At 68.8% G+C, this 20,349-nt stretch carries 17 protein-coding genes; 7 read left to right on the plus strand and 10 right to left on the minus strand.

All coding sequences use genetic code 11. The features are described 5' to 3' along the window. Positions 1-32 precede the first annotated feature (32 nt). Both ACT3TD_RS10465 and ACT3TD_RS10470 read left to right on the plus strand, forming a co-directional pair. Entirely contained in the window at positions 33-1,010 is a 978-nt protein-coding gene (locus ACT3TD_RS10465; RefSeq protein ID WP_441578895.1) for an ATP-binding cassette domain-containing protein, read from the plus strand. Continuing rightward, positions 1,007-1,789, plus strand: a complete 783-nt coding sequence (locus ACT3TD_RS10470; protein ID WP_301444113.1) for an ABC transporter permease — start codon at positions 1,007-1,009, stop codon at positions 1,787-1,789. The genes ACT3TD_RS10465 and ACT3TD_RS10470 overlap by 4 nt, the downstream gene beginning before the upstream one ends. Positions 1,790-1,901: 112 nt before the next feature. Here ACT3TD_RS10470 and ACT3TD_RS10475 read toward each other — a convergent pair whose 3' ends face one another. Next, positions 1,902-2,783 carry an ArgP/LysG family DNA-binding transcriptional regulator gene (locus ACT3TD_RS10475; protein WP_301444003.1) on the minus strand — a complete coding sequence of 294 codons (882 nt, stop codon included), beginning with the start codon at positions 2,781-2,783 and terminating at the stop codon, positions 1,902-1,904. A 70-nt stretch (positions 2,784-2,853) separates the two neighbouring features. Between ACT3TD_RS10475 and ACT3TD_RS10480 the strand changes: the two genes are divergently transcribed. Then, complete coding sequence (locus ACT3TD_RS10480; protein ID WP_301444002.1) at positions 2,854-3,621, plus strand: LysE/ArgO family amino acid transporter; 768 nt, start codon at positions 2,854-2,856, stop codon at positions 3,619-3,621. 28 nt (positions 3,622-3,649) lie between these two features. On the opposite strand, the gene ACT3TD_RS10485 is transcribed toward ACT3TD_RS10480, so the two are convergent. Beyond that, positions 3,650-4,981 carry a DoxX family membrane protein gene (locus ACT3TD_RS10485; protein ID WP_441578894.1) on the minus strand — a complete coding sequence of 444 codons (1,332 nt, stop codon included), beginning with the start codon at positions 4,979-4,981 and terminating at the stop codon, positions 3,650-3,652. A gap of 193 nt (positions 4,982-5,174) precedes the next feature. On the opposite strand from ACT3TD_RS10485, the gene ACT3TD_RS10490 reads away from it, so the two are divergent. Then, positions 5,175-6,236, plus strand: coding sequence for a glutathione S-transferase family protein (locus ACT3TD_RS10490; protein ID WP_441582061.1), 1,062 nt, complete (start codon positions 5,175-5,177; stop codon positions 6,234-6,236). 32 nt (positions 6,237-6,268) lie between these two features. Here ACT3TD_RS10490 and pntB read toward each other — a convergent pair whose 3' ends face one another. From pntB to ACT3TD_RS10525, 7 genes are all read right to left on the minus strand, one after another. After that, positions 6,269-7,750, minus strand: a complete 1,482-nt coding sequence (gene pntB, locus ACT3TD_RS10495; RefSeq protein ID WP_301443941.1) for a Re/Si-specific NAD(P)(+) transhydrogenase subunit beta — start codon at positions 7,748-7,750, stop codon at positions 6,269-6,271. Position 7,751: 1 nt separating this feature from the next. After that, a complete protein-coding gene (locus ACT3TD_RS10500; RefSeq protein WP_301443940.1) occupies positions 7,752-9,302 on the minus strand; it encodes a Re/Si-specific NAD(P)(+) transhydrogenase subunit alpha in 1,551 nt (516 codons plus the stop codon). Positions 9,303-9,670: 368 nt separating this feature from the next. Next, on the minus strand, positions 9,671-11,188 hold the full coding sequence (gene gatB, locus ACT3TD_RS10505) for an Asp-tRNA(Asn)/Glu-tRNA(Gln) amidotransferase subunit GatB (RefSeq protein WP_441582060.1): 1,518 nt from the start codon (positions 11,186-11,188) through the stop codon (positions 9,671-9,673). Between the two features lie 11 nt (positions 11,189-11,199). Beyond that, positions 11,200-12,240 (minus strand): bile acid:sodium symporter family protein, encoded by a 1,041-nt coding sequence (locus tag ACT3TD_RS10510; protein ID WP_301442080.1) that lies wholly within the window; start codon positions 12,238-12,240, stop codon positions 11,200-11,202. A gap of 217 nt (positions 12,241-12,457) precedes the next feature. Next, complete coding sequence (locus ACT3TD_RS10515; protein ID WP_301442078.1) at positions 12,458-13,486, minus strand: ATP-dependent 6-phosphofructokinase; 1,029 nt, start codon at positions 13,484-13,486, stop codon at positions 12,458-12,460. Between the two features lie 10 nt (positions 13,487-13,496). Next, a complete protein-coding gene (locus tag ACT3TD_RS10520) occupies positions 13,497-14,903 on the minus strand; it encodes a DHA2 family efflux MFS transporter permease subunit (protein WP_301442079.1) in 1,407 nt (468 codons plus the stop codon). A 63-nt stretch (positions 14,904-14,966) separates the two neighbouring features. Then, positions 14,967-15,638 carry an NUDIX domain-containing protein gene (locus ACT3TD_RS10525; RefSeq protein ID WP_301442077.1) on the minus strand — a complete coding sequence of 224 codons (672 nt, stop codon included), beginning with the start codon at positions 15,636-15,638 and terminating at the stop codon, positions 14,967-14,969. Between the two features lie 105 nt (positions 15,639-15,743). Between ACT3TD_RS10525 and ACT3TD_RS10530 the strand changes: the two genes are divergently transcribed. From ACT3TD_RS10530 to ACT3TD_RS10540, 3 genes are read left to right on the plus strand one after another with little or no spacing between them, the layout of a single operon-like run. Beyond that, entirely contained in the window at positions 15,744-17,564 is a 1,821-nt protein-coding gene (locus ACT3TD_RS10530; RefSeq protein WP_441578891.1) for an ABC transporter ATP-binding protein, read from the plus strand. Then, entirely contained in the window at positions 17,561-19,315 is a 1,755-nt protein-coding gene (locus tag ACT3TD_RS10535; protein WP_441578890.1) for an ABC transporter ATP-binding protein, read from the plus strand. The genes ACT3TD_RS10530 and ACT3TD_RS10535 overlap by 4 nt, the downstream gene beginning before the upstream one ends. Before the next feature lie 29 nt (positions 19,316-19,344). Then, positions 19,345-19,986 carry a TetR/AcrR family transcriptional regulator gene (locus ACT3TD_RS10540; protein ID WP_444614759.1) on the plus strand — a complete coding sequence of 214 codons (642 nt, stop codon included), beginning with the start codon at positions 19,345-19,347 and terminating at the stop codon, positions 19,984-19,986. Between the two features lie 10 nt (positions 19,987-19,996). On the opposite strand, the gene ACT3TD_RS10545 is transcribed toward ACT3TD_RS10540, so the two are convergent. After that, positions 19,997-20,332: an MmcQ/YjbR family DNA-binding protein gene (locus ACT3TD_RS10545; RefSeq protein WP_301442073.1), complete on the minus strand. Its 336-nt coding sequence runs from the start codon at positions 20,330-20,332 to the stop codon at positions 19,997-19,999. Positions 20,333-20,349 lie beyond the last annotated feature (17 nt).

Consider the following 20,349-nt stretch of genomic DNA (forward strand, 5'->3'; position numbering starts at 1 on the left):
CTCGCAACTTCGTACACTGTTTGGAGTTTATTGTGCCCTCGGCCTCCCCGCCCGCCATCCACGCTGAATCACTGGTCAAGACCTACGGCGACCACCGCGCGCTCGACAACTTCACCCTCACCGTTCCCACCGGCACCATCCACGGACTGCTCGGCCCCAACGGCGCCGGCAAGACGACCGCCGTCGGCGTCCTCACCACACTGACCACCCTCGACAGCGGGACCGCCCGGATCGCCGGCACCGACGTCCGTGACGGAAACGCCCTGCGCTCACGCATCGGCCTGGTCGGCCAGTACGCCGCCCTCGACGAGGTCATCGGAGGTCGTGAGAACCTCGTCATGTTCGCCCGATTGCTCGGACTACGTCGCCGCGACGCCCGGCGCCGCGCCGACGAGCTCCTGGAGCAGTTCTCCCTGACCGACGCCGCCGACCAGGCGGTGTCCGGCTACTCCGGCGGCATGCGCCGACGCCTCGACATCGCGGTCTCACTCATCCGCGAGCCGGACGTCCTCTTCCTCGACGAACCCACCACCGGACTCGACCCCCGCGGACGCGTCGACGTGTGGGACGCCGTCCTGCAGACAGCCCGCGCCGGCACCACCGTGCTGCTGACAACCCAGTACCTCGAGGAGGCTGACCAGCTCGCCGACCGCATCTCGATCATGAAGGACGGACGGGTGATCGCCAAGGGAACACCGGACGAACTCAAACGCAGCCGCGGCGGCGACCGCGTCGACGTCACCTTCCCCTCCACCACCACCCGGGCCGAGGTCGAGGCCGCCGTGCCCGCCGGATGGCAGTCGCTGACCGAGACCCCGGACGGGATCCACGCCAGCGTGCCCGCACCACGCGGCACCGCCGACATGGTCGATCTCGTCCGACGACTCGACGAGGCGAACCTGTCGCCCACCGACGTCGCACTGCGCCGCCCGACCCTCGACGAGGTCTTCCTCTCCGTCACCGAGACCCCGTCCGACCCGACCGTCCCGAACCCCGAGGAGAACCGATGAACAGCATCACCAGCGGCATGATCCTCACCACGAGGGAACTGCAGCACTGGCGCCGCCAACCCCTGACCCCGGTGTTCAGCATCCTGTTCACCGTGATGCTCCTGCTGATGTTCGCCCTGCTCTTCGGCGGGTCGATCGAACTGCCCGGCGGCGGGGACTACATCGACTACCTGCTGCCCGGCATGATGGCCCTGTCCATGATGTTCGGTGTCGAGGCGACCACCACCGCCATGGCCAACGACGCGAAGAAGGGCATCACCGACCGCTTCCGCTCACTGCCGATCGGGGACGCCTCCGTCGCGCTCGGTCGCGCCGGCGCGGACATGATCACCTCGGCGGTGGAACTCGTCGTCCTGGTCGTCGGCGGACTCCTGCTGGGGTGGCGGATCACCGGCAGCCTCCCCGAGGCGATACTGGCGATCGCGCTGCTGCTGTGGTTCCGCTTCGCCGTGCTGTGGATCGGCATCTTCCTCGGCCTGACCCTGGGCAGGAACGAGGGAGCTGCCATGGCGGTGCAGGTCCTGGTCTGGCCGATCGGGTTCCTGTCCACCGCCTTCGTGTCCCCGGAGTTCATGCCGTCCTGGCTGGAACCCCTGGCCACCTGGAACCCGGTGTCCGCCACGGCCACCGCCGCCCGCGAGCTCTTCGGCAACCCCACCGGCCTCACCGGCGGGGCTCTGGCCGACCATGCCGTGCTGGCGGCGTTGTTGTGGCCCTTGGTACTCGTGGCGGTGTTCCTCCCCCTGTCGGCCCGCGCGTACCGTCGACTGAGGCGCTGATCCTGAAACCCCGCGATCTTGTCGGTCTTCGGGATCCGGACCACCATCTGCGTGGGGTTTCAGGAAGGCATGGCCCCAGCCCCACTACCCCAGGCCCACTACCCCAGCACCGCTACCTCAGCCCCGCAGCCGCGGCGGCGTGCACGGCGTCGGTGAGCACGCCGAGGGTGTCGGACTCCAGGCGCCAGTGCTGCCAGTACAGGGGCACCTCGATGACGTCCTCGGTGAGCCGGGCCATGGTGCCGGCCGACACATAGGGCCGCGCGGCGGACACCGGTACGAGCGTCCACCCGAGCCCGGCGACGACGGCGTCGTTGAGCCCTTCGAAGCTGGGGATCCGGGAGACCCGACGGTCGGCACGCGGGGTGACCTCGCGGGGCACGAGAACACCGTCGGTCATCCGGTCGTGCGGTCCGATGACCAGCAGCGGGAGGCCCGCCCAGGCGGAGTCTCTCTGCTCGGCCAGGCCGCGGTGCAGGGTCTCGGCGAGCCCCGGGGAGCCCACCGGCCAGTAGTGCAGCACCCCGAGCTCCTCGACCACGCACCCGGCGACGGGTTCCGCCTCGGCGGTGACCACGCCCATGCAGTCTCCGCGGCGCAGCATCGCCAGGGAGCGTTGCTCGTCTTCCACGGTGAGTTCCAGAGAGATCCCACCAGACGCCGCGACGTGCCCGAGCACGGGCCGGAACCACGTCCCCAGCGAGTCGGCGTTGACGCCCACGCTCACGGGACGTTCACTGATCTGCCCGCGCAGACGGTCGTCGGTCTCGAGCTCGAGCAGCCGCATCTGCCGCGCGCTCTGCACCAGCACCTCCCCGGCGTCGGTCACCCCGACCGGCGACGTCCGGCGCACCACCACGCGTCCCACGTCCGATTCCAGTGCCTTGATGCGCTGACTCACCGCCGACGGACTCACCCCCAGACGCGATGCGGCGGCCTCGAAGCTCCCCTCGTCGACGACGAGCAGCAGTGTATCCAGGTGACGTGGGATCATGAAGCACATCTTAACTGTGCCCAGTTCTGCTTGCTTGTCTTCACTCGCCCCGGTTCCTAGGCTCTGGCGGGTGACCTACGATTCCCTCCTCCCCGCACTCAGGATCGCCCTCGCCGGCATGGTCTTCCAGCTCTCCGTGATCGCCGCCGTCGGCCCGCAGAACATCGTGCTGCTCAAACAGGGTGTGAAACGCTGGGGCGTGGGCCTGGTGATCAGCGTGTTCATCGTGGGCGACCTCATTCTGCTGCCTGCGGGCACCGCCGGCGTCGCCGTGGTGACCGACAGGCTTCCGGTGCTCATCGAGATCCTGCGCTGGGGCGGCGTCGCCTACCTGCTCTGGTTCGCCTCGACGTGCCTGCGCGACGTGCGTCACCCCACCGCCATCGAGGGCGTCGAGCCGCCGTCCGGCAGCATGCAGGACGAAGCGCAGGACGCCGGGAGCGCGCTGCCCGGCGACGTCCTGCCCACCGGCGGCGGGCAGGTGGCCACCAAGACGCGTCCCGTCCCCACCCGGCAGGACGCCCCGCGGCGGTTGCTGCGGCTGCACCGTCCGCGCGCGGTCTCCGCCCTGCCCACCGCCCTGGCGGTGACGTTCCTCAACCCGGCGGCCTACGTCGACGGCATCGTGGTGTTCGGCACGATGGCCAACCAGTACGACCCCGGCAAGTGGGTCTTCACTGCCGGGGCCTTGGTCGGGTCCGTCCTGTTCTTCGTGGTGGTGGGCTACGGGGCCCGCCTGCTCAGCCGCCCGTTGTCCAGCCCCGGGGTGTGGCGCTGGATCAACCTGGGCATCGGACTGCTGATGATCGGCATGGCCGCCCGGCTCGCGCTGGGCTGAGCCAGTGTGGCCGGTGCAGCCGGGACCGTCAGAACGGGTTGCCGCCCGAGACCGCCAGCCACAGACCGGCGACGCCGGCCAGGCCGATGATCGCGAACAGCCACGACGACGCCAACGGCCTCGTCGCCCACCCGCGCGAGATGTCCGCGGAGTAACGGCCCGGGCCGGTGAACGTGAGCACCAGGCCGACGAGCGACACCATGCCCCAGAACTGCACGTGCGGGCTCAACGTGTACGGCCAGTACCCGGAGTCCCACAGGGAGAAGTTGTGCAGGGTGAGGAAACCGGCGACCACCAGCGCCAGAGCGCTGCCCACCGGGGTGAGCAGGCCGAAGACCAGCAGACCACCGGCGACGATCTCCGCGACCGGCAGGGCGACGGCCAGGATGTCGGCGAAGTTGTAGGCCGACAGGGTCTGCTCGAAGGCGCTGATTCCCGGGTCCCCGCCGAAGGCGAAGAGGGTCTGCAGACCGCGCACGATCAGCAGCGCACCGACGACGACGCGCAGGATGAACAGTCCGAGGTCCAGCGTGCCTCGCTTGGCCTCGACCTCACCCGGCACGGCCGCAGCCTCCTCGCCGTTCTCGTCGACGGCCACGGCCGCGTCGTCCTCACCGGACGCCGCGACGCCGGCGGTACCGGCTGCGCCTGCCGCGCCTGCAGCACCCGGTGCGAAGACGGAGGTCTCGCCCTCCGTGCCGGCGCCCGGGTATTCGCCGGAGTACTGCGCCTGGGTCTCGGTCGACTCCGGGACCGCTGAGCGACGCGGGGTCGCCGCGGCGCCGGCTGCACCCGCTGCACCGATTCCGCCACCGAAGGCCAGGGTCTCGTGGCCGTTCTCCCCGGAGTCGGCGGCCTCCTCCCCCGTCTTCGTCCCGTAGGCCGGGTCGGCGGCAGCGGCGGTGAAGACCTCGGTCCGCGAGTCGTCGCCCCGCGGCTCGATCTTCTGCGGCCGCGCGCGACCGGACACCGCGTAGATGTCACGCTTCGGACGCGGCGTCTCGTCAGCCGTCTCGTCAGCGCCGTCGATTGCTTCGGTCGCCTCGGGGGCCTCGGGGGCCTCGTCAGCGTTGTCCGACTCGGCGGCCGGGGCGGACGACTCGCCCTGTGCCTCGGTGTGCTCGGTCGGCCTCGTCGGCTCAGTCGGCTCGGCCTGCTCGGCCTGCTCGGCCGGCGCCGTGTTCACCGACAGCGGACGCGTCGCGTCCGGCACGTCGATGGCGTCCACCGAGTCGATCGCCTCGAAGAGGTCGTCGTCGTTCGTGGTGTCGTTCGCGGCATCGTTGACGTCGCTGCCACCCGTCTTACCCGTGTCACCGGTGCCGTCCGGTTTCGCCGGATTCCGGTCAAACAATCCCATGGTCTCCCACCTTCTGCGCCGCCGGCGTGGTGACCTCTGGCGCGGCGATCTCGTGCTGGTCTCGTGCTGGTCCGTGTGCTCGTCTCCGCATGGATACGTGCGTCAAGCCTAGGCTAGAACCCACGCGTCACAGCGGAGGACGACACGGTATGTCGCACCACCGCACCCACGAACACACAAAATGGAGGACACCATGGGATACGTCGCCAGCGGGGCCGAGGGCTTCGACCGGGACATGAGCTACATCGACGACCGCGTCGTCGCCGACACCGACGGGTTCGACGCGGCGAGCACCGCGTCCGGCAAGGGCGTCGCCTGGCCCGTGACGGCAGGACGCTACCGCCTCGTTGCGGCGCGCGCGTGCCCGTGGGCGCACCGCGCGGTGATCGTCCGGCGCCTGCTCGGCCTCGACGGGGCCGACACCCCCGAGTCGCCCGCCCCACTGAGCCTGGGGCTGACCGGCCCCACCCACGACTGGAAATCGTGGACCTTCGACCTCGACCCGAACTCCGTGGACCCGGTGCTCGGCGTCGGACGCCTGCGCGACTGCTACCTGCACCGCTACGCCGACTACCCCAAGGGCATCACCGTCCCGGCGCTGGTGGACGTCGACTCGAAGGCCGTGGTCACCAACGACTTCCGCACCATGGTGCGTGACTTCGTCACCGAGTGGACCCCGCTGCACCGCGACGGTGCCCCGGACCTCTACCCCACCGAGCTCCGCGAGGAGATCGACGAGATCGCCGACCGGGTGTTCCGCACCGTCAACAACGGCGTCTACAAGTGCGGCTTCGCCGGGTCACAGGACGCCTACGAGAAGGCCTTCGGCGAACTCTTCGACACCCTCGACGTGCTCGAGGAGCGCCTGGCGACCCGCCGCTACCTCGTCGGCGAGCACATCACCCTGGCGGATATCTACCTCTACGTCACCCTGGTCAGGTTCGACATGGTCTACCACGGGCACTTCAAGTGCAACCGCTACACGATCTCCAGCAGGCCGAACCTGTGGGGCTACCTGCGTGACCTGTTCCAGACCCCCGGCTTCGGCGACACCACCAACTTCGGGCAGATCAAGGACCACTACTACATCGTCCACACAGACGTGAACCCCACCGGGGTCGTGGCCGTGGGGCCGGACCCGGTGGGGTTCACCACCGCCCACGACAGGGGGCGGCTGGGCGGATCACCGTTCGGTGACGGTACGGCACCGGCGGCACCGCGTCCGGAGGACGTCCGGGACGGTGACGGTGCCTGACGGTGCCTGACAGTGCGTGATCGGGCGTCCTCCTAGAGGGCGGAGGTGATCGCCTCGACGGACTGCTTGGCGTCGCCGAGCAGCATGTCGGTGTTGTCGTTGAAGAACAGCGGGTTCTGCACGCCGGCGTAGCCGGAGCCCATGGACCGCTTGAACACGATGACCTTGTCGGCCTCCCACACCTTGAGCACCGGCATGCCGGCGATCGGGGAACCCGGCTCCTCGGCGATGGGGTTGACCGTGTCGTTGGCACCGATGACCAGCACCACGTCCACGTCGCCGAAGTCGTCGTTGACCTCGTCGAGCTCCAGGACGATGTCGTAGGGTACCTTGGCCTCGGCCAGCAGCACGTTCATGTGGCCGGGCAGACGGCCCGCAACCGGGTGGATGCCGAAGGTCACGTCGATGCCCTGGTCGCGCAGCTTGGCGACCAGCGAGGCGACCGGGTACTGCGCCTGGGCGACGGCCATGCCGTAGCCCGGGGTGATCATGACCGACTTCGCACCCTTGAGCAGCTCGGCGGTGTCCTCGGCGGAGACCTCGGTGTGCTCGCCGTAGTCGCGGTCGTCGCCACCGGAGGAGTCGGCGCCGAAGCCACCGAGGATCACCGAGATGAACGACCGGTTCATCGCCTTGCACATCACGTAGGACAGGTACGCACCGGAGGAACCCACCAGCGAACCGGTGATGATCAGCAGCGGGTTGGCCAGCATGAAGCCGGCGGCCGCGGCGGCCCAGCCCGAGTAGGAGTTCAGCATCGAGACCACGACGGGCATGTCGCCACCGCCGATGGCGGCGACCAGGTGCACGCCGAGGGCCAGGGCCAGCACGAGCATCACGCCCAGGACGGTCCAGGACAGTGCCGGGTTGTCGGTGCCGGCGGCGATGAACACGCCCATGCCGACCAGCGACACCAGGATCACGCCGATGTTGAGCAGGTTGCGGCCGGGCAGCATCAGCGGCGAACCGCTGATCTTCCCCGACAGCTTCAGGTAGGCCACGATCGAGCCGGTGAGCGTCACCGCACCGATGAAGATGCCCAGGTAGATCTCGCCCAGGTTGAAGCCGGCGACGTGCTCGTCGGACTCCGAACGCTGGATGAAGGAGTTGACGCCGATGAGCACGGCGGCCAGACCCACGAAGCTGTGCAGCATCGCGATGAGCTCGGGCATGCCGGTCATCTCGACCTTGCGGGCACGCGGGATGCCGATAGCCGCACCGATGATCATCGCGATGGCGATGAGGATCAGGGTGACGAACGGGCTGTTGTAGTTCTCGGAGTCGTCGGCGGAGGCCACGACGGCCTTGACGATGGTGGCGATCAGGGCGATCGCCATGCCCGCCATGCCGAAGCGGTTGCCGCGGGAGGCGGACTGCTGCTTGGCCAGGCCCGCGAGAGCCAGGATGAACAGCAGGGCGGCGATGATATAGGCCAGGTTGGTGACCTTGTCCGTCCACTCCAGGACGGACTCACTCGGACCGTTGGCGAGAATGAGCTGGTTGGTCAGGGTCATGTCAGTTGCCTCCCTCGAACATGGTGAGCATGCGCCTGGTGACGAAGAAGCCACCGAAGATGTTGATCGAGGCGACGACGATGGCGATGAATGCCAGGACTGCCACGGCGATGTTCGACGATCCGACCTGGAGGATCGCTCCGACCAGGATGATGCCCGAGATCGCGTTCGTCTCGCTCATCAGCGGGGTGTGCAGCTTGTGGGTCACCGCGGTGATCACGTAGAAACCGACCACGACGGCCAGCAGGAGCACCATGTACTCGTCGGCGACCTCCAGGGGGCTGACCAGCACCAGGGCGATGCCGAGGATCCCGGCGAGGATCTTCCACGGCAGGGTGGACTTCGCCGGCGCCTCCTCCTCGGCGGCCGGGGCCGCCTCAGCCTTCGGCGCGGGCGCCGGGGCGGCGGAGACCTTCACCGGTGGCGGTGGCCACAGGATCTCGGCCTGGGCGTCCTGCGCGGCGTGCGCACCGTCCTGAGCCTTGGTCACGGTGATGCCGCGGACGATCTCGTCGTCGAGGTCCAGGACGGTCTGGCCGTCCTTGCCCGGGGTGACCAACTTGAACAGGTTCACCACGTTCTGGCCGTAGAGCTGCGAGGACTGCGCCGGCAGGCGTCCGGCGAGATCGGTGTAGCCGATGATCTTCACACCGTTGTCGGTGGTCGTGACCTCGCCGGCGACGGTGAGCTCGCAGTTGCCGCCGTTGGCGGCAGCCATGTCCACGATGACCGAACCCGGCTTCATCTTCGCCACGTCCGCCGCGGTCAGCAGCACCGGGGAGGTACGTCCCGGGATGTTGGCCGTCGTGATGACGATGTCGGACGCCGCGGACTGCTCTGCGTAGAGCTTCGCCGCCGCGGCGGCCTGGTCCTGGGTCATCTCCTTGGCGTAGCCGTCGTCGGACTTCTCCGAGGCGGTGGGGATGGCCACGAACTCCGCACCCATCGACTCCACCTGCTCGGCGGTCTCCGGACGCAGGTCGGTGGCCTTGACCACCGCGCCCATCGAGTTGGCCGTGCCGATCGCCGCCAGCCCGGCGACGCCGGTGCCGATGACGTACACGGTGGCCGGGGGAACCTTGCCCGCCGCGGTCACCTGACCGGTGAACAGCCGGCCGAAGGTGTTGGCGGCCTCGATGACCGCACGGTAGCCGGCGATGTTCGCCTGGGAGCTGAGCACGTCCATGGACTGTGCGCGGCTGATACGCGGGACGGTGTCCATGGCGATGGCGGTCACGTTCTTCTCCGCCAGCTCCCGGACGAGCTCGTCGTTGCGTCCCGGTGCGAGCCGGGAGATCAGGGTGGCACCGGACTTCAGGGCTCCACGCTGGTCGGCGGTCGGGGTGTCGAGGGTGGTGACGATGTCGGAGGACCAGACGTCCTCGCCGACGATCGTGGCACCGACGGCCTCGAACTGGCTGTCGGGGAAGTTCGCCTTGTCACCTGCGCCGGACTGAACGGCTACGTCGTAGCCGAGCTTGATCAGCTTGCCGACGGTGTCAGGTGTCGCAGAGACCAAGGTTTGCGGTTCCCGGGGGATACCTATGAGCAACGGAGGGCTCCTCTGGTGCGTGGTCGAGCTTTCCGGGGCCGCGGCATGCCCACCATAGGTGTGGGTGGAGGTCGCGAGCGCGCCCGGACGTCGACCCAGTCATTGGGTACACGTATGTTAACGTCCGGTTTATTATGCACATGTAGCTGACTCGCCAACAGAGGTTCCGTGATATTGTCCGGATCTTCCCGCGCAGGGCAGCCAACCACCCCCGTTTTCCCGGATGCGGTGCCCCCGACACCGTCCGAGGGGACCTATTTAACGTTTCTGCGGATAACGAAACCTCCCCCGTGTAGGGTCCCCACCCCACGCATCGACCCCCGGGGTGGGCACCCCGGGGGTCGGTGTTTCTACGACGTGGACCGGTCTCAGCCCAGCTTCGTGGCGATGAGCTTGTTCACCTGAGCGGGGTCGGCCTTGCCGCGGGTGGCCTTCATGACCTCACCGACGATGGCACCGGTGACCTTCTTGTTGCCCGCCTTGTACTTCTCGACGATGTCGGGGTTGGCGGCGAGGGCGTCGTCCACGGCCTTCTCGATCGCACCGTCGTCACGGACGACCTCCAGGCCGCGGGCGGCGACGACCTCGTCGACGTCACCCTCGCCGGCGAGCACGCCGTCGACGGCCTTGCGGGCGAGCTTGTTGGTCAGCTTGCCCTCCTTGACCAGTGCAGCGACGCGGGCGACCTGGACCGGGGTGATCTCCAGGCCCTCGAGCTCGACGCCGGCCTCCTTGGCCTTCTGGGACAGGTAGGCGACCCACCAGCTGCGCGCCTCGGACGGGGTGGCCCCGGCCTCGACGGTGGCGATGATCAGGTCGAGGGCACCGGCGTTGACCAGGTCGCGCATCTCCTCGTCCTTGAGGTCCCACTCCTCCTGGATGCGGGCGCGGCGGATCCAGGGCATCTCCGGCAGCGTCTCGCGGATCGACTCGACCCACTCGGACGGTGCGAGCACCGGGGGCAGGTCGGGGTCGTTGAAGTAGCGGTAGTCCGCCATGGTCTCCTTGACGCGCCCGCGGGAGGTCGTGCCGTCGGCCTCCTGGTAGTGGCGGGTCTCCTGGATGATCTCCACGTCGTTGACGATGCAGGCCGCCTGGCGCTGCATCTCGAAACGCACGGCCTGCTCGACCGACTTCAGCGAGTTGATGTTCTTGGTCTCGGTACGGGTACCGAACTCCGTGGTCCCCACCGGACGCAGGGACAGGTTGGAGTCCACGCGCATCGACCCCTGGTCCATACGTGCGTCGGAGACCTCGAGTGCCTTGACCAGGTCACGCAGGGCGGTGACGTAGGCGCGCGCGATCTCCGGGGCGCGCTCCCCCACGCCCTCGATGGGCTTGGTGACGATCTCGATCAGCGGGATACCGGCACGGTTGCAGTCCACCAGCGACGCCGTCGCGCCGTGGATGCGTCCGGTGGCACCACCCAGGTGGGTGAGCTTGCCGGTGTCCTCCTCCATGTGCGCGCGCTCGATCTCGATGCGCCACGGGGTGCCGTCGTCCAGCACGATGTCGAGGTAGCCGTCGTGGGCGATGGGCTCGTCGTACTGGGAGATCTGGTAGTTCTTCGGCTGGTCCGGGTAGAAGTAGTTCTTCCGGGCGAAGCGCGAGTAGGGCGCGATGTCGCAGTTCAGGGCGAGGCCGATCTTGATGGCCCACTCGACGCCCTGGCGGTTGACCACGGGCAGCGCTCCGGGGAGGCCGAGGCTGCAGGGGTCGACGTTGGTGTTCGGTGCGTCACCGAACTCCGCCGAGGACGCGGAGAACATCTTCGTCCGCGTCGCGAGTTCAACGTGGACCTCCATCCCCATCACGGGGTCGAAGCGCTCGAGCACCTCGTCGAAGTCCATCACGTCATCGGAGTAATCGTTCACCACGGCTGTCATGGTGATTCAGTCTAGTGGATGGCGTCCGCGGCGTCGCTGGCGTGGTCCGCTCTGTGGTCGGTTCGTTGTGCCGCACGACGGTCCGACGCACGGCACAGGGCCGCGAAGACCGCACCGGACAGGTTGTGCCACACGGAGAAGATGGCACCGGGCAGCGCGGACATCGGCTCCATGTGCTGTGCGGCGAGCCCGGCTGCCAGCCCGGAGTTCTGCATCCCGACCTCGATGGCCATGGTGCGACGCACCGGGACGGGCCGGCCGGTGACCTTGCCCGCACCGTAGCCCAGCGCCAGGCCGAGGGTGTTGTGCAGCACGACGGCCACCAGCACCAGGAGACCTGCCTCCAGGAGGTTGTCGCGGTTTCCGGAGACGACGATCGCCACCACGGCGGCGATGGCGACGACCGAGATCCACGGCAGTGCCGGCAGGATCTTCTCGATCAGCCGGGGCAGCAGGAAACGGAACAGGAGCCCGGCGATGACCGGCACGAGCACGACCTGCACGATCGACACCGCCATGGAGCCGGCGTCCAAGGGCATGTACTGCCCGGCCAGCCACAGGGTGAGCAGCGGCGTCAGCAGCGGGGCGAGCAGGGTCGAGACCGACGTCATCGCCACGGACAGGGCCAGGTCACCGCGGGCGAGGTAGGACACCACGTTGGACGCCGTGCCGCCCGGGGCGCAGCCCACGAGGACCACGCCGGCGGCGATGGCGGACGGCAGCCCGAGGACCCACACCACCAGCAGGGCGGCCAGGGGCATGATCACGAACTGTGCGACGACCCCCACGACCACGGGCAGGGGCCGCTTGACCACGAGGACGAAGTCGCCGGGCTTCAGGGTCAGCCCCATGCCGAACATGATCAGCCCGAGCAGCCAGTTGGTCCACCCGGACGTCGCGGCAGACAGGTCGTCGCCGCCGAGGAAACCGATGACTCCGCCGATGATCACCAGGACGGGGAAGCCCAGCGAGGCGATGTAGGCGCTACGGTCCTGGGTGGCGGAGGAGGACGCGGATGTTGACGTGGAGGGTGCGGAGGACCCGGAAGACACAGAAGACACGGGGAGGTCAGGTCACTTTCGGAAAGGAGCCGTGAGTGCGCGTCATCTCCGTGGGCCGGGGGTGGTCGGCCGCGCGAGGACGGGGATGAACGCGGGATGCCTGATGCGGTGAGGGTCACCCTACAAGCGGGTACCCCCTCCCCTGTCCGGCAGGGGCCGGATGCACGTCGTTCACCGCGGAAACATACATGCAGGACGGGCCGGGTGGCTACCCGATCAGCGCGCCGACGGAGTCGATACGCTGCTGCGGCACCACCTTCAGGTTGCCGACCGCCTCGTCGAAGGACACCAGCTCGATACGCTCACCGTGCAACGCGACGACCTTGCCGGTCTCCCCACGCAACGCCGCCTTCGTGGCATGCACCGCGTACCGGGTCGCCAGCACCCGGTCGAACGCCGTGGGGGTACCACCACGCTGGATGTGACCCAGCACCGTGGAACGCACGTCGGTGTCCAGACGGTTCTCGATCTCGTGGGCGATCTTCGCACCGATGTCGTCGAACTTCTGGTGACCGAACTGGTCCACCGCCCGGTCACCGATGTCGAACGTGCCCTCCTTGGGCACCGCCCCCTCGGCCACCACGATGATGCCGTACTTCTCACCCAGCTCGAAGCGACGCGACATGCGCTTGCACACCTCGTCGATGTCGAAGGGCACCTCCGGGATCAGGATGTCGTGGGCACCACCGGCCATGCCGGCGTGCAGGGCGATCCAGCCCACGTGCCGGCCCATGACCTGCACGATCATCACACGGTTGTGCGACTCGGCGGTGGTGTGGAGCCGGTCGATGGCGTCGGTTGCCACGGCCACCGCCGTGTCGAAACCGAAGGTGTAGTCGGTGGCGTTGACGTCGTTGTCGATGGTCTTGGGCACACCGATCACCGGTAGGCCCTGCTGGTGCAGCCACTGCGCACCCTTGAGCGTGCCCTCGCCACCGATGGCGATGAGCACGTCGATGCCCGCGTCGTCGAGGTTCTCGCGGATCTTGTCGATCGACGCCTTGAAGTCGGCGGTCTTGAGCCGGCCGGTGCCCAGGATCGTGCCACCACGGGTGAGGATCCGGTCGATGTCCTCATCGTCGTAGAGCTGGATGCGGCGGTCCTCGACCAGCCCCTGCCAACCGTCCTGGTATCCCACGACGGTTGCTCCACGGCCTGCCGCCGTTCGGACCACGCCACGGATGACGGCGTTGAGTCCGGGGCAGTCCCCTCCACTGGTCAAGGTTGCGATGCGCATGCCACTGATCCTAGTCAGCCGACGGCCCGGCTGCGACTGTCGAGCTCCGGTGCAGGTTGTTCCTGGACAACAGGGACGACGCCACCCCCACGAGCATGGTCGCGGCGGGCAGGAGCACGGCCAGACCGAAGGCCACGCCGGGGTCGTCGACGGTGAGCCGCCACTGCATCATGGCCCCTACCGCCGCCACGCCGAGCACCGAGCCGAGCTGGCGGGTCTGGTTGTACACGCCGGATCCGGCACCCATCTGGCTGAGCTCCAGGTCGCGCATCGTCGAAGCGGAGTTCGGCGCCCACACCAGCGAGTTGCCCACACCCAGACCGATCAACGGGATCACCGTCCAGTAGTGGCTCACGTCGGTGGACATCACCACGGTCATGCCCACGATCGACAGCCCCATCACCGCGAAGCCGGACGCACCCAGCCCGCGCGGGCTGTAGCGGTCGGTCATGCGTCCGACGACGGGCGACAGCACCAGGGACGTCGCCGCCTGCGGGACCAGCATCATGCCGGCCTCCAGCGGCGTCAGTCCGTGCACCTGCTGGTAGTAGAGCGTGAACGGCAGCGGCACGCTGGCCACGGTGAAGCCCATGGCCACGATGCCGATGTTGCCCAGGGAGAAGTTTCGCACCTTGAACAGGCTCAGCGGCATCAGCGGGTCGCGTCCCCGCTTCTCGGCGACGACCTGCTGGCGCACGAACAGGACGAACAGGACGAGGGACACCACGATCATCACCCAGATCCACCAGGCCCAGTCCATCGTCTCGCCCTCCTGCAGCCCGAACACCAGCAGGAAGACGGCCAGAACGGACAGCACGATGGACCACGGGTCGATGCGCCGCGCCGCCGGCGGGAACCGCGGCACCCACATCATGACCGCGATGATCGACAGCACCCCGATGGGCACGTTGATGAAGAAGACCCACTCCCAGCCCACGGTGCCGGTGATCAGTCCGCCGAGGATCGGTCCGCACAGGGTGGACAGACCGGCGGTCGCGCCCCACACCCCCAGTGCGGAGCCACGCTTGTCCCGCGGGAAGATGCGGTTGATCACCGCCATGGTCTGCGGGGTCAGCAGCGCCGCCCCCAGGCCCTGGACGGCGCGCGCGGCGATCAGCTCCTCCACGCTGCCCGCCAGCCCGCACCACAGCGAGGACAGCGTGAACACCGTCATGCCGACCACGTACACGTTGCGGGGGCCGAAGCGGTCGCCGAGACGTCCGGTGACGAGCAGCGGGACGGCGAAGGTCAGCAGGTAGGCCGAGGTCACCCAGATGACCTGGTTGTAGTCGGCGCCGAGCTGACGCTGGAACTCCGGCGTCGCCACCGCGACGATCGTCTGGTCGAGCAGGATCATGAAGAAACCGGTGCACAACGCGAAGAGCGCGGGCCACGCGTCCTTCGCCGGCAACGGCATCGTGGGGTACGTCGAGGCGTTCTTTTCGGTCACGACGGACCAGTCTGCCACGAAGAGGCGGTCCTAGGCCTCCAGCATCTCCCGCAGCCCGGGCAGGGCCTCGCGGAAGGGCGGGATCAGCGGGAGTTCGGCGACCTCGTCGATGGGGCACCACGCCAGGTCGGCGCTCTCCGCCGACGGGAACAGCTCCAGCGCGGAGTCGCAGGTCGCCAGCACCGTGGTGTACGTCCACTCCTCGATGCTGTCGTCCGGGACCTCCCAGCACAGCTGCCCGGAGATCGTCATCGTCAGCGGGTAGCCGGTGCCGGGCTGGGTGATGCGGTGGGAGCGCACGGCCTCCAGCAGCGTCGCCCCGTCCTCCACCGCCGCGGTGACCGGTGCGGCAAGCACCATGTCCTCCGGGGCGAGCGGCAGCCGCACCAGCACGTGGGTGAGGTCGGCGCGCGAGGTGACGAGGTGGTCGGAGACGTGGACGTCGGACGGTTCGACGCCGGTCTCCTCCTGCGTCTCGCGCAGCGCGGCCTCGACCGCGGACTCCCCCGGCTCGACCGCCCCGCCGGGGATCCCCCAGGTGCCGCCGAAGTTGGTCCAGCTCGCGCGGTGCTGGACGAGGAGAAGGGTCGTGTCGTTTTCCCTGGTGGTGAGGAAGAGGCCCGCCGCACCGAGCGTGCCCCACCGTCGGGTGCCGTCGGTGCCGACGGCCCACCCGTCACCGTGCAGTGCCTGTTGGGTCATGCCGACGAGGGTACGCCACTTCGCCGGGGCCCTCTTGTGCGGAGGCCCCGTCGGATCTACCATGAAGCCCATTCATGGTTACGGTTGCCAAACCTCAGGAGAGACATGACCACACCACACGCAGAACCGGGGACGGACCCGGCGACCGACTCGGGGTCCTCCGGTCGCGCCGACCAGAAGGCCGGCGCTGCCGCGCTCCGGGAGCTGCTGTCCCCGGTCGCCGGTCCGCTCGCGGTCGGACGCCTCCTCGCCGCGGTCTCCGCGGTCCTGGCCGTCGTCCCCTATGTCGCGCTGGTGCAGATCGGGGAGATCCTCCTCCGCGCCTCGGCCGACGGCGAGGCGGTCGACGGCGCAGCCGTCCGACGGTGGCTGTTCATCCTGCTCACCGCCTTCACCGCCCGGCTCTTCGTCTACTTCATCGCCCTGACACTCGCCCATGTGGCCGACGTCAGCCTCGGCCACCGGATCCGCGGTGACCTCGTCGCCCGCCTGGCCCGTGTCCCGCTGTCCTGGTTCACCTCCACGAACTCGGGCCGGGTTCGCAAGGCCCTGCAGGACGACATCACCACCGTGCACCAGCTCATCGCCCATCAACCGGTCGAAGGGACGAACGCGCTGGTCATGCCCGTCGCGCTGATGGCCTACGCCTTCATCATCGACTGGCGTCTCGGTCTGCTGTCCATCGCGACCGTTCCGCTGTCCCTGACGGCGAACCTGGTGATGATGCGGGGCATGGGTGAGAACACGGTCAAGATGGACCGCAAGCTCGCCGACGTTTCGGCCCGGATGGTGGAGTTCGTCACCGGCATCACGGTGGTCAAGGCGTTCGGTCAGGTCGGCAAGGCCCACGGCCGCTACCAGCAGGCCGCCGACGACTTCTACGCCTTCTACCGCGCCTGGTGCCAGCCGTTGATCCGCATGGCGGCCCTGGGCCAGTCGACTCTCGCCGTACCGCTGGTCCTGCTGGTCAATCTCGGCGGTGGCGCGTGGTTGGTCCACCACGACTACGTCAGCGTCGCCGACGTCACCGCGACATCCCTGATCGCCCTGCTGGTGCCGTTCGCCATCGAGGTCGGGATGAGTTCGATGTGGTCGCACCAGCTCGCCGGGCAGGCCGCGCTGCGTCTCGTGCGGCTCCTGCAGACCCCGACCCTGCCGGACGGTACGGACACAGGCGCGGACGCCGCGTCCTCCCCCGCCGGCAACGACGTCGTCTTCGACCAGGTGACGTACTCCTACGAGGGATCGGACGTTGCCGCCGTCGACGACGTCAGCTTCACCCTGCCGCAGGGCACCGTCACCGCGCTCGTCGGGCCGTCCGGGTCCGGAAAGTCCACCATCGCCACCCTGCTCGCCCGCTTCGCGGACCCGGACTCCGGCACCGTGAGAATCGGTGGTGTCCCCGTCTCCCGGGTACCGGACCTGTACTCCCACGTCGGATTCGTCCTGCAGGATCCGCAGCTGCTGGGGGTCAGCATCCGGGACAACATCGCGTTGGGACGTCCCGACGCCACCGACGACGAGGTACGCGGGGCCGCGCGGGCGGCCCACGTGCTCGACGAGATCGAGGCGCTGCCCCACGGGCTCGAGACGGTCTACGGGTCGCAGGCCGGCCTGTCCGGCGGCCAGGCCCAGCGCATCGCCATCGCCCGGGCGCTGCTGGTCGACGCCCCCGTGCTCATCCTCGACGAGGCGACCGCCCTGACCGACCCGGAGTCCCAGCACCAGATCCAGGAGGCGCTGAGCACCCTCGTGCGGGGCAGGACCGTGCTTCTCATCGCGCACCGCCCCGAGGTCATCACCGGGGTCGACCAGATCATCCTCACCGACAACGGCAGGGTCGTCGCCGCCGGAAAGCACGCAGAGATGCTCGCCCATCCGGGGTACGCGCGTCTCTGGGACAACACCGAAGGACTCCAGTCATGAACCTCCCCCTGACCGACATAATCCCCCGCTGTCGCCGGATGCTCGCCGACCCGGGTGCGATGCGGCGTGTGGTGTCCATCGCCGTCCTCGTCGGACTCCTCGAGGGTGCGGCGCTGGGCGCCCTCCTGCCCGCAGTGACCGCCCTGGCCACCGGGGACCCGGTGTGGGGCATCGGATTCGGCGGGTGGATGTGGGTCCTGGCCGGACTCGCCCTGGCCACGTTCGTGGCGAACTACCTCTCCAACAGGTGGGGGTACGCCATGGCCCTGGACTTCCTGCGCAACATCCACCGGCTCGTCGGCGACCAGGTGACCCGTCAGCCGCTGGGGTGGTTCGCCCGGTCGCGGGCGGGCCGTTTGTCGCGCATCGTGTCCACGGAGTTGATGACCACCGGGGAGATCATCGCGCACATGATCGTCCCGTTGATCAGCCGGACGACAGCGGCCGGGGTCATCGTCGTGGTCTCCTGGTTCTGGGACCCGCTGCTCGGGCTGGTCCTCACCGTCTCTGTCCCGGTGTTCGCGCTGCTGACCGTGGCCTCCACCGCCCTGATGCGGCGGGCGACCCGGCGGACCGCCCCGGCCCAGGACGATCTCGCCGACCGGATCGTGGAATTCGCCCAGTGCCAGGGGGCGCTGCGGTCCTGCGGCAGAAGCGGTGACTTCACTCCCCTGACCGAGTCGATGGAGCGGGCCCGGTCGACGAAGCTGCGTGCGCTGGGCCTGGAGACCGTCGGCCTGGTGCTCGGCGGCGCGGCGACCCAGGGCGTGGTCGTGGCGTTGATCAGCGTGACCAGTTCACTCGCGGTCGCCGGCACGCTGGACCCGGTTCCCGCACTGGCCTTCATCGGCCTGGCGATCCGCTTCACCAGCACGTTGTCGGCGATCACGGAGAGCGCGATGGGCATCGAGAGCCGGCGCGCCGTGCTCGACGGGATCGACGAGGTCCTCACGGCCACACCCTTGCCGGAGCCGTCCCGTCCGGCGGAGTTGACCGCCCCCGGTTCGGTGTCGTTGGAGCACGTCACCTTCGGTTACTCGCCGGACTCCCCGGTGCTGCGCGACGTGGACCTCCACATACCCGCCGGGCGGATGGTGGCACTCGTCGGCCCGTCCGGGTCAGGGAAGACGACGGTGGCCCGCCTGATCAGCCGTTTCTACGATGCCGGTAGTGGCGTCGTCAACGTCGGCGGTGCGCCTGTCACCGAGCAGACCACCACACAGCTGATGTCGCAGCTGTCCATGGTCTTCCAGGACGTGTACCTCTTCGACGACACCCTGCTGGAGAACGTGCGGGTGGGTCGGGAGGACGCCTCGGACGCCGACGTCGTCGCCGCCGCATCCGTGGCCGGGGTGGATTCCGTCGCCGCCCGGCTCGCCGACGGGTGGCACAGCCGGGTCGGCGAGGGTGGTCGTGCACTGTCCCGTGGTGAACGCCAGCGGGTGTCGTTCGCCCGTGCCCTGCTCAAGCAGGCGCCTGTCGTCCTGCTGGACGAGGCGACGAGTGCCCTGGACGTGGAGAACGAGTCCAACATCGTCGCGGCGGTGGAGGAACTACGCACCCACTCCACCGTGCTCGCCATCGCCCACCGCCTGGACACCATCGCCCGCGCCGACGTCATCGTGCAGCTCGACGAGCAGGGCCGGGTGGAGGCGCAGGGGTCCCACGCGGAGCTGCTGGCACTCGGTGGGACGTACGCCCGTTACTGGAGCCACCTGCACGATGCGCAGGGCTGGAGGCTGGTGGAGTAGATGACGCGCTCCCCCACTACGCTGGCACCATGAGCAGCACACCTGGACAGGCGGGACGCAAGACGGGGCCGAAGCCCACGTTCACCCGTGAGAACGTGGTGGACGCCGCGCTGGGGTTGGGCATCACCGACTTCACCCTGTCCGCGGTCGCCCGCCGGATCGAGGTCGTCACCCCGGCGTTGTACCGGGTGTTCCCCTCCCGGGACGCGGTGCTGGAGGCCTGCCTGGCCCGCGTCGCCGCCACGATCCAGCCTCCCGGGGATGACGCCGGCTGGCAGGACGCGCTGCGTCTCTGGGCCGACGAGTGCTGGCGCATGTGTGAGGAGGTACCCGGGCTGGCCCGGACCCTGTTCTCATACCCGGCGGCGTTCGACCACATCGAGGATCCGTTGCGTGGTTACGTCCGGGTGATCGAGTCGCACGGCAGGTCGAGGATGCAGGCGGCCTTCGCCCTGGACTTCATCGGGGACACCGTGATGGCCACCCGGCTCGGGGTGGAGATGATGCGCGCCACCGACACCGCCGGTGTCTCGGGGCTGGAGAAGGTGCGGCAGCGCATCGGCGAGGAGCACCTCTTCCAGCCCGACGAGTCGTGGTCGGGTCGTGGATTCATGGACGTGAAGGTGGACTTCATCGTCGAGGGCCTGGAACGGAACTGGCCGGAGGTGTGAAGGGCAGGGCCTATTCGGCCGCTCGCCCCAGTCTTTTCGGGGCACGGGCGTCCCATGCCTCGGCGAGGAGCTCGGAAAGCTCACCGACGTCGACCTGATCGAGGCGGACCAGGACACTGGCGTGCCCTGCGTAGTGGTCCGTGGTGAAGAACTTCCCCGGGTCTGCCGCCAGCAGGAACTCACGGTCCTCCAGGCTCTCCCGCCAGCACACCAGCACGTCCGGTTCTTCGTGGACGCGTGCGAAGATCGTGCCCGCCACGTAGAACGCGGGCGTCCCGTAGCACGTACGCTCAGCCACCTCGGGCAGGGCGGTGGCCAGGCGCCGGACGTCGTCCTCAGTGCTCACTGGCCTCTCCTCCTGCC

The organism is Corynebacterium sp. AOP36-E1-14 (assembly GCF_052377495.1).
In the GTDB taxonomy this organism is placed as follows: Bacteria; Actinomycetota; Actinomycetes; order Mycobacteriales; family Mycobacteriaceae; genus Corynebacterium.

Coding starts and splice junctions, on each gene's coding strand:
- ACT3TD_RS10470 (WP_301444113.1), top strand. CDS start 1,007: ATGAACAGCATCACCAGCGGCATGATCCTCACCACGAGGGAACTGCAG.
- ACT3TD_RS10475 (WP_301444003.1), bottom strand. CDS start 2,783: ATGATCCCACGTCACCTGGATACACTGCTGCTCGTCGTCGACGAGGGG.
- ACT3TD_RS10485 (WP_441578894.1), bottom strand. CDS start 4,981: ATGGGATTGTTTGACCGGAATCCGGCGAAACCGGACGGCACCGGTGAC.
- ACT3TD_RS10490 (WP_441582061.1), top strand. CDS start 5,175: ATGGGATACGTCGCCAGCGGGGCCGAGGGCTTCGACCGGGACATGAGC.
- pntB (WP_301443941.1), bottom strand. CDS start 7,750: ATGACCCTGACCAACCAGCTCATTCTCGCCAACGGTCCGAGTGAGTCC.
- gatB (WP_441582060.1), bottom strand. CDS start 11,188: ATGACAGCCGTGGTGAACGATTACTCCGATGACGTGATGGACTTCGAC.
- ACT3TD_RS10515 (WP_301442078.1), bottom strand. CDS start 13,486: ATGCGCATCGCAACCTTGACCAGTGGAGGGGACTGCCCCGGACTCAAC.
- ACT3TD_RS10520 (WP_301442079.1), bottom strand. CDS start 14,903: ATGCCGTTGCCGGCGAAGGACGCGTGGCCCGCGCTCTTCGCGTTGTGC.
- ACT3TD_RS10525 (WP_301442077.1), bottom strand. CDS start 15,638: ATGACCCAACAGGCACTGCACGGTGACGGGTGGGCCGTCGGCACCGAC.
- ACT3TD_RS10530 (WP_441578891.1), top strand. CDS start 15,744: ATGACCACACCACACGCAGAACCGGGGACGGACCCGGCGACCGACTCG.
- ACT3TD_RS10535 (WP_441578890.1), top strand. CDS start 17,561: ATGAACCTCCCCCTGACCGACATAATCCCCCGCTGTCGCCGGATGCTC.
- ACT3TD_RS10540 (WP_444614759.1), top strand. CDS start 19,345: ATGAGCAGCACACCTGGACAGGCGGGACGCAAGACGGGGCCGAAGCCC.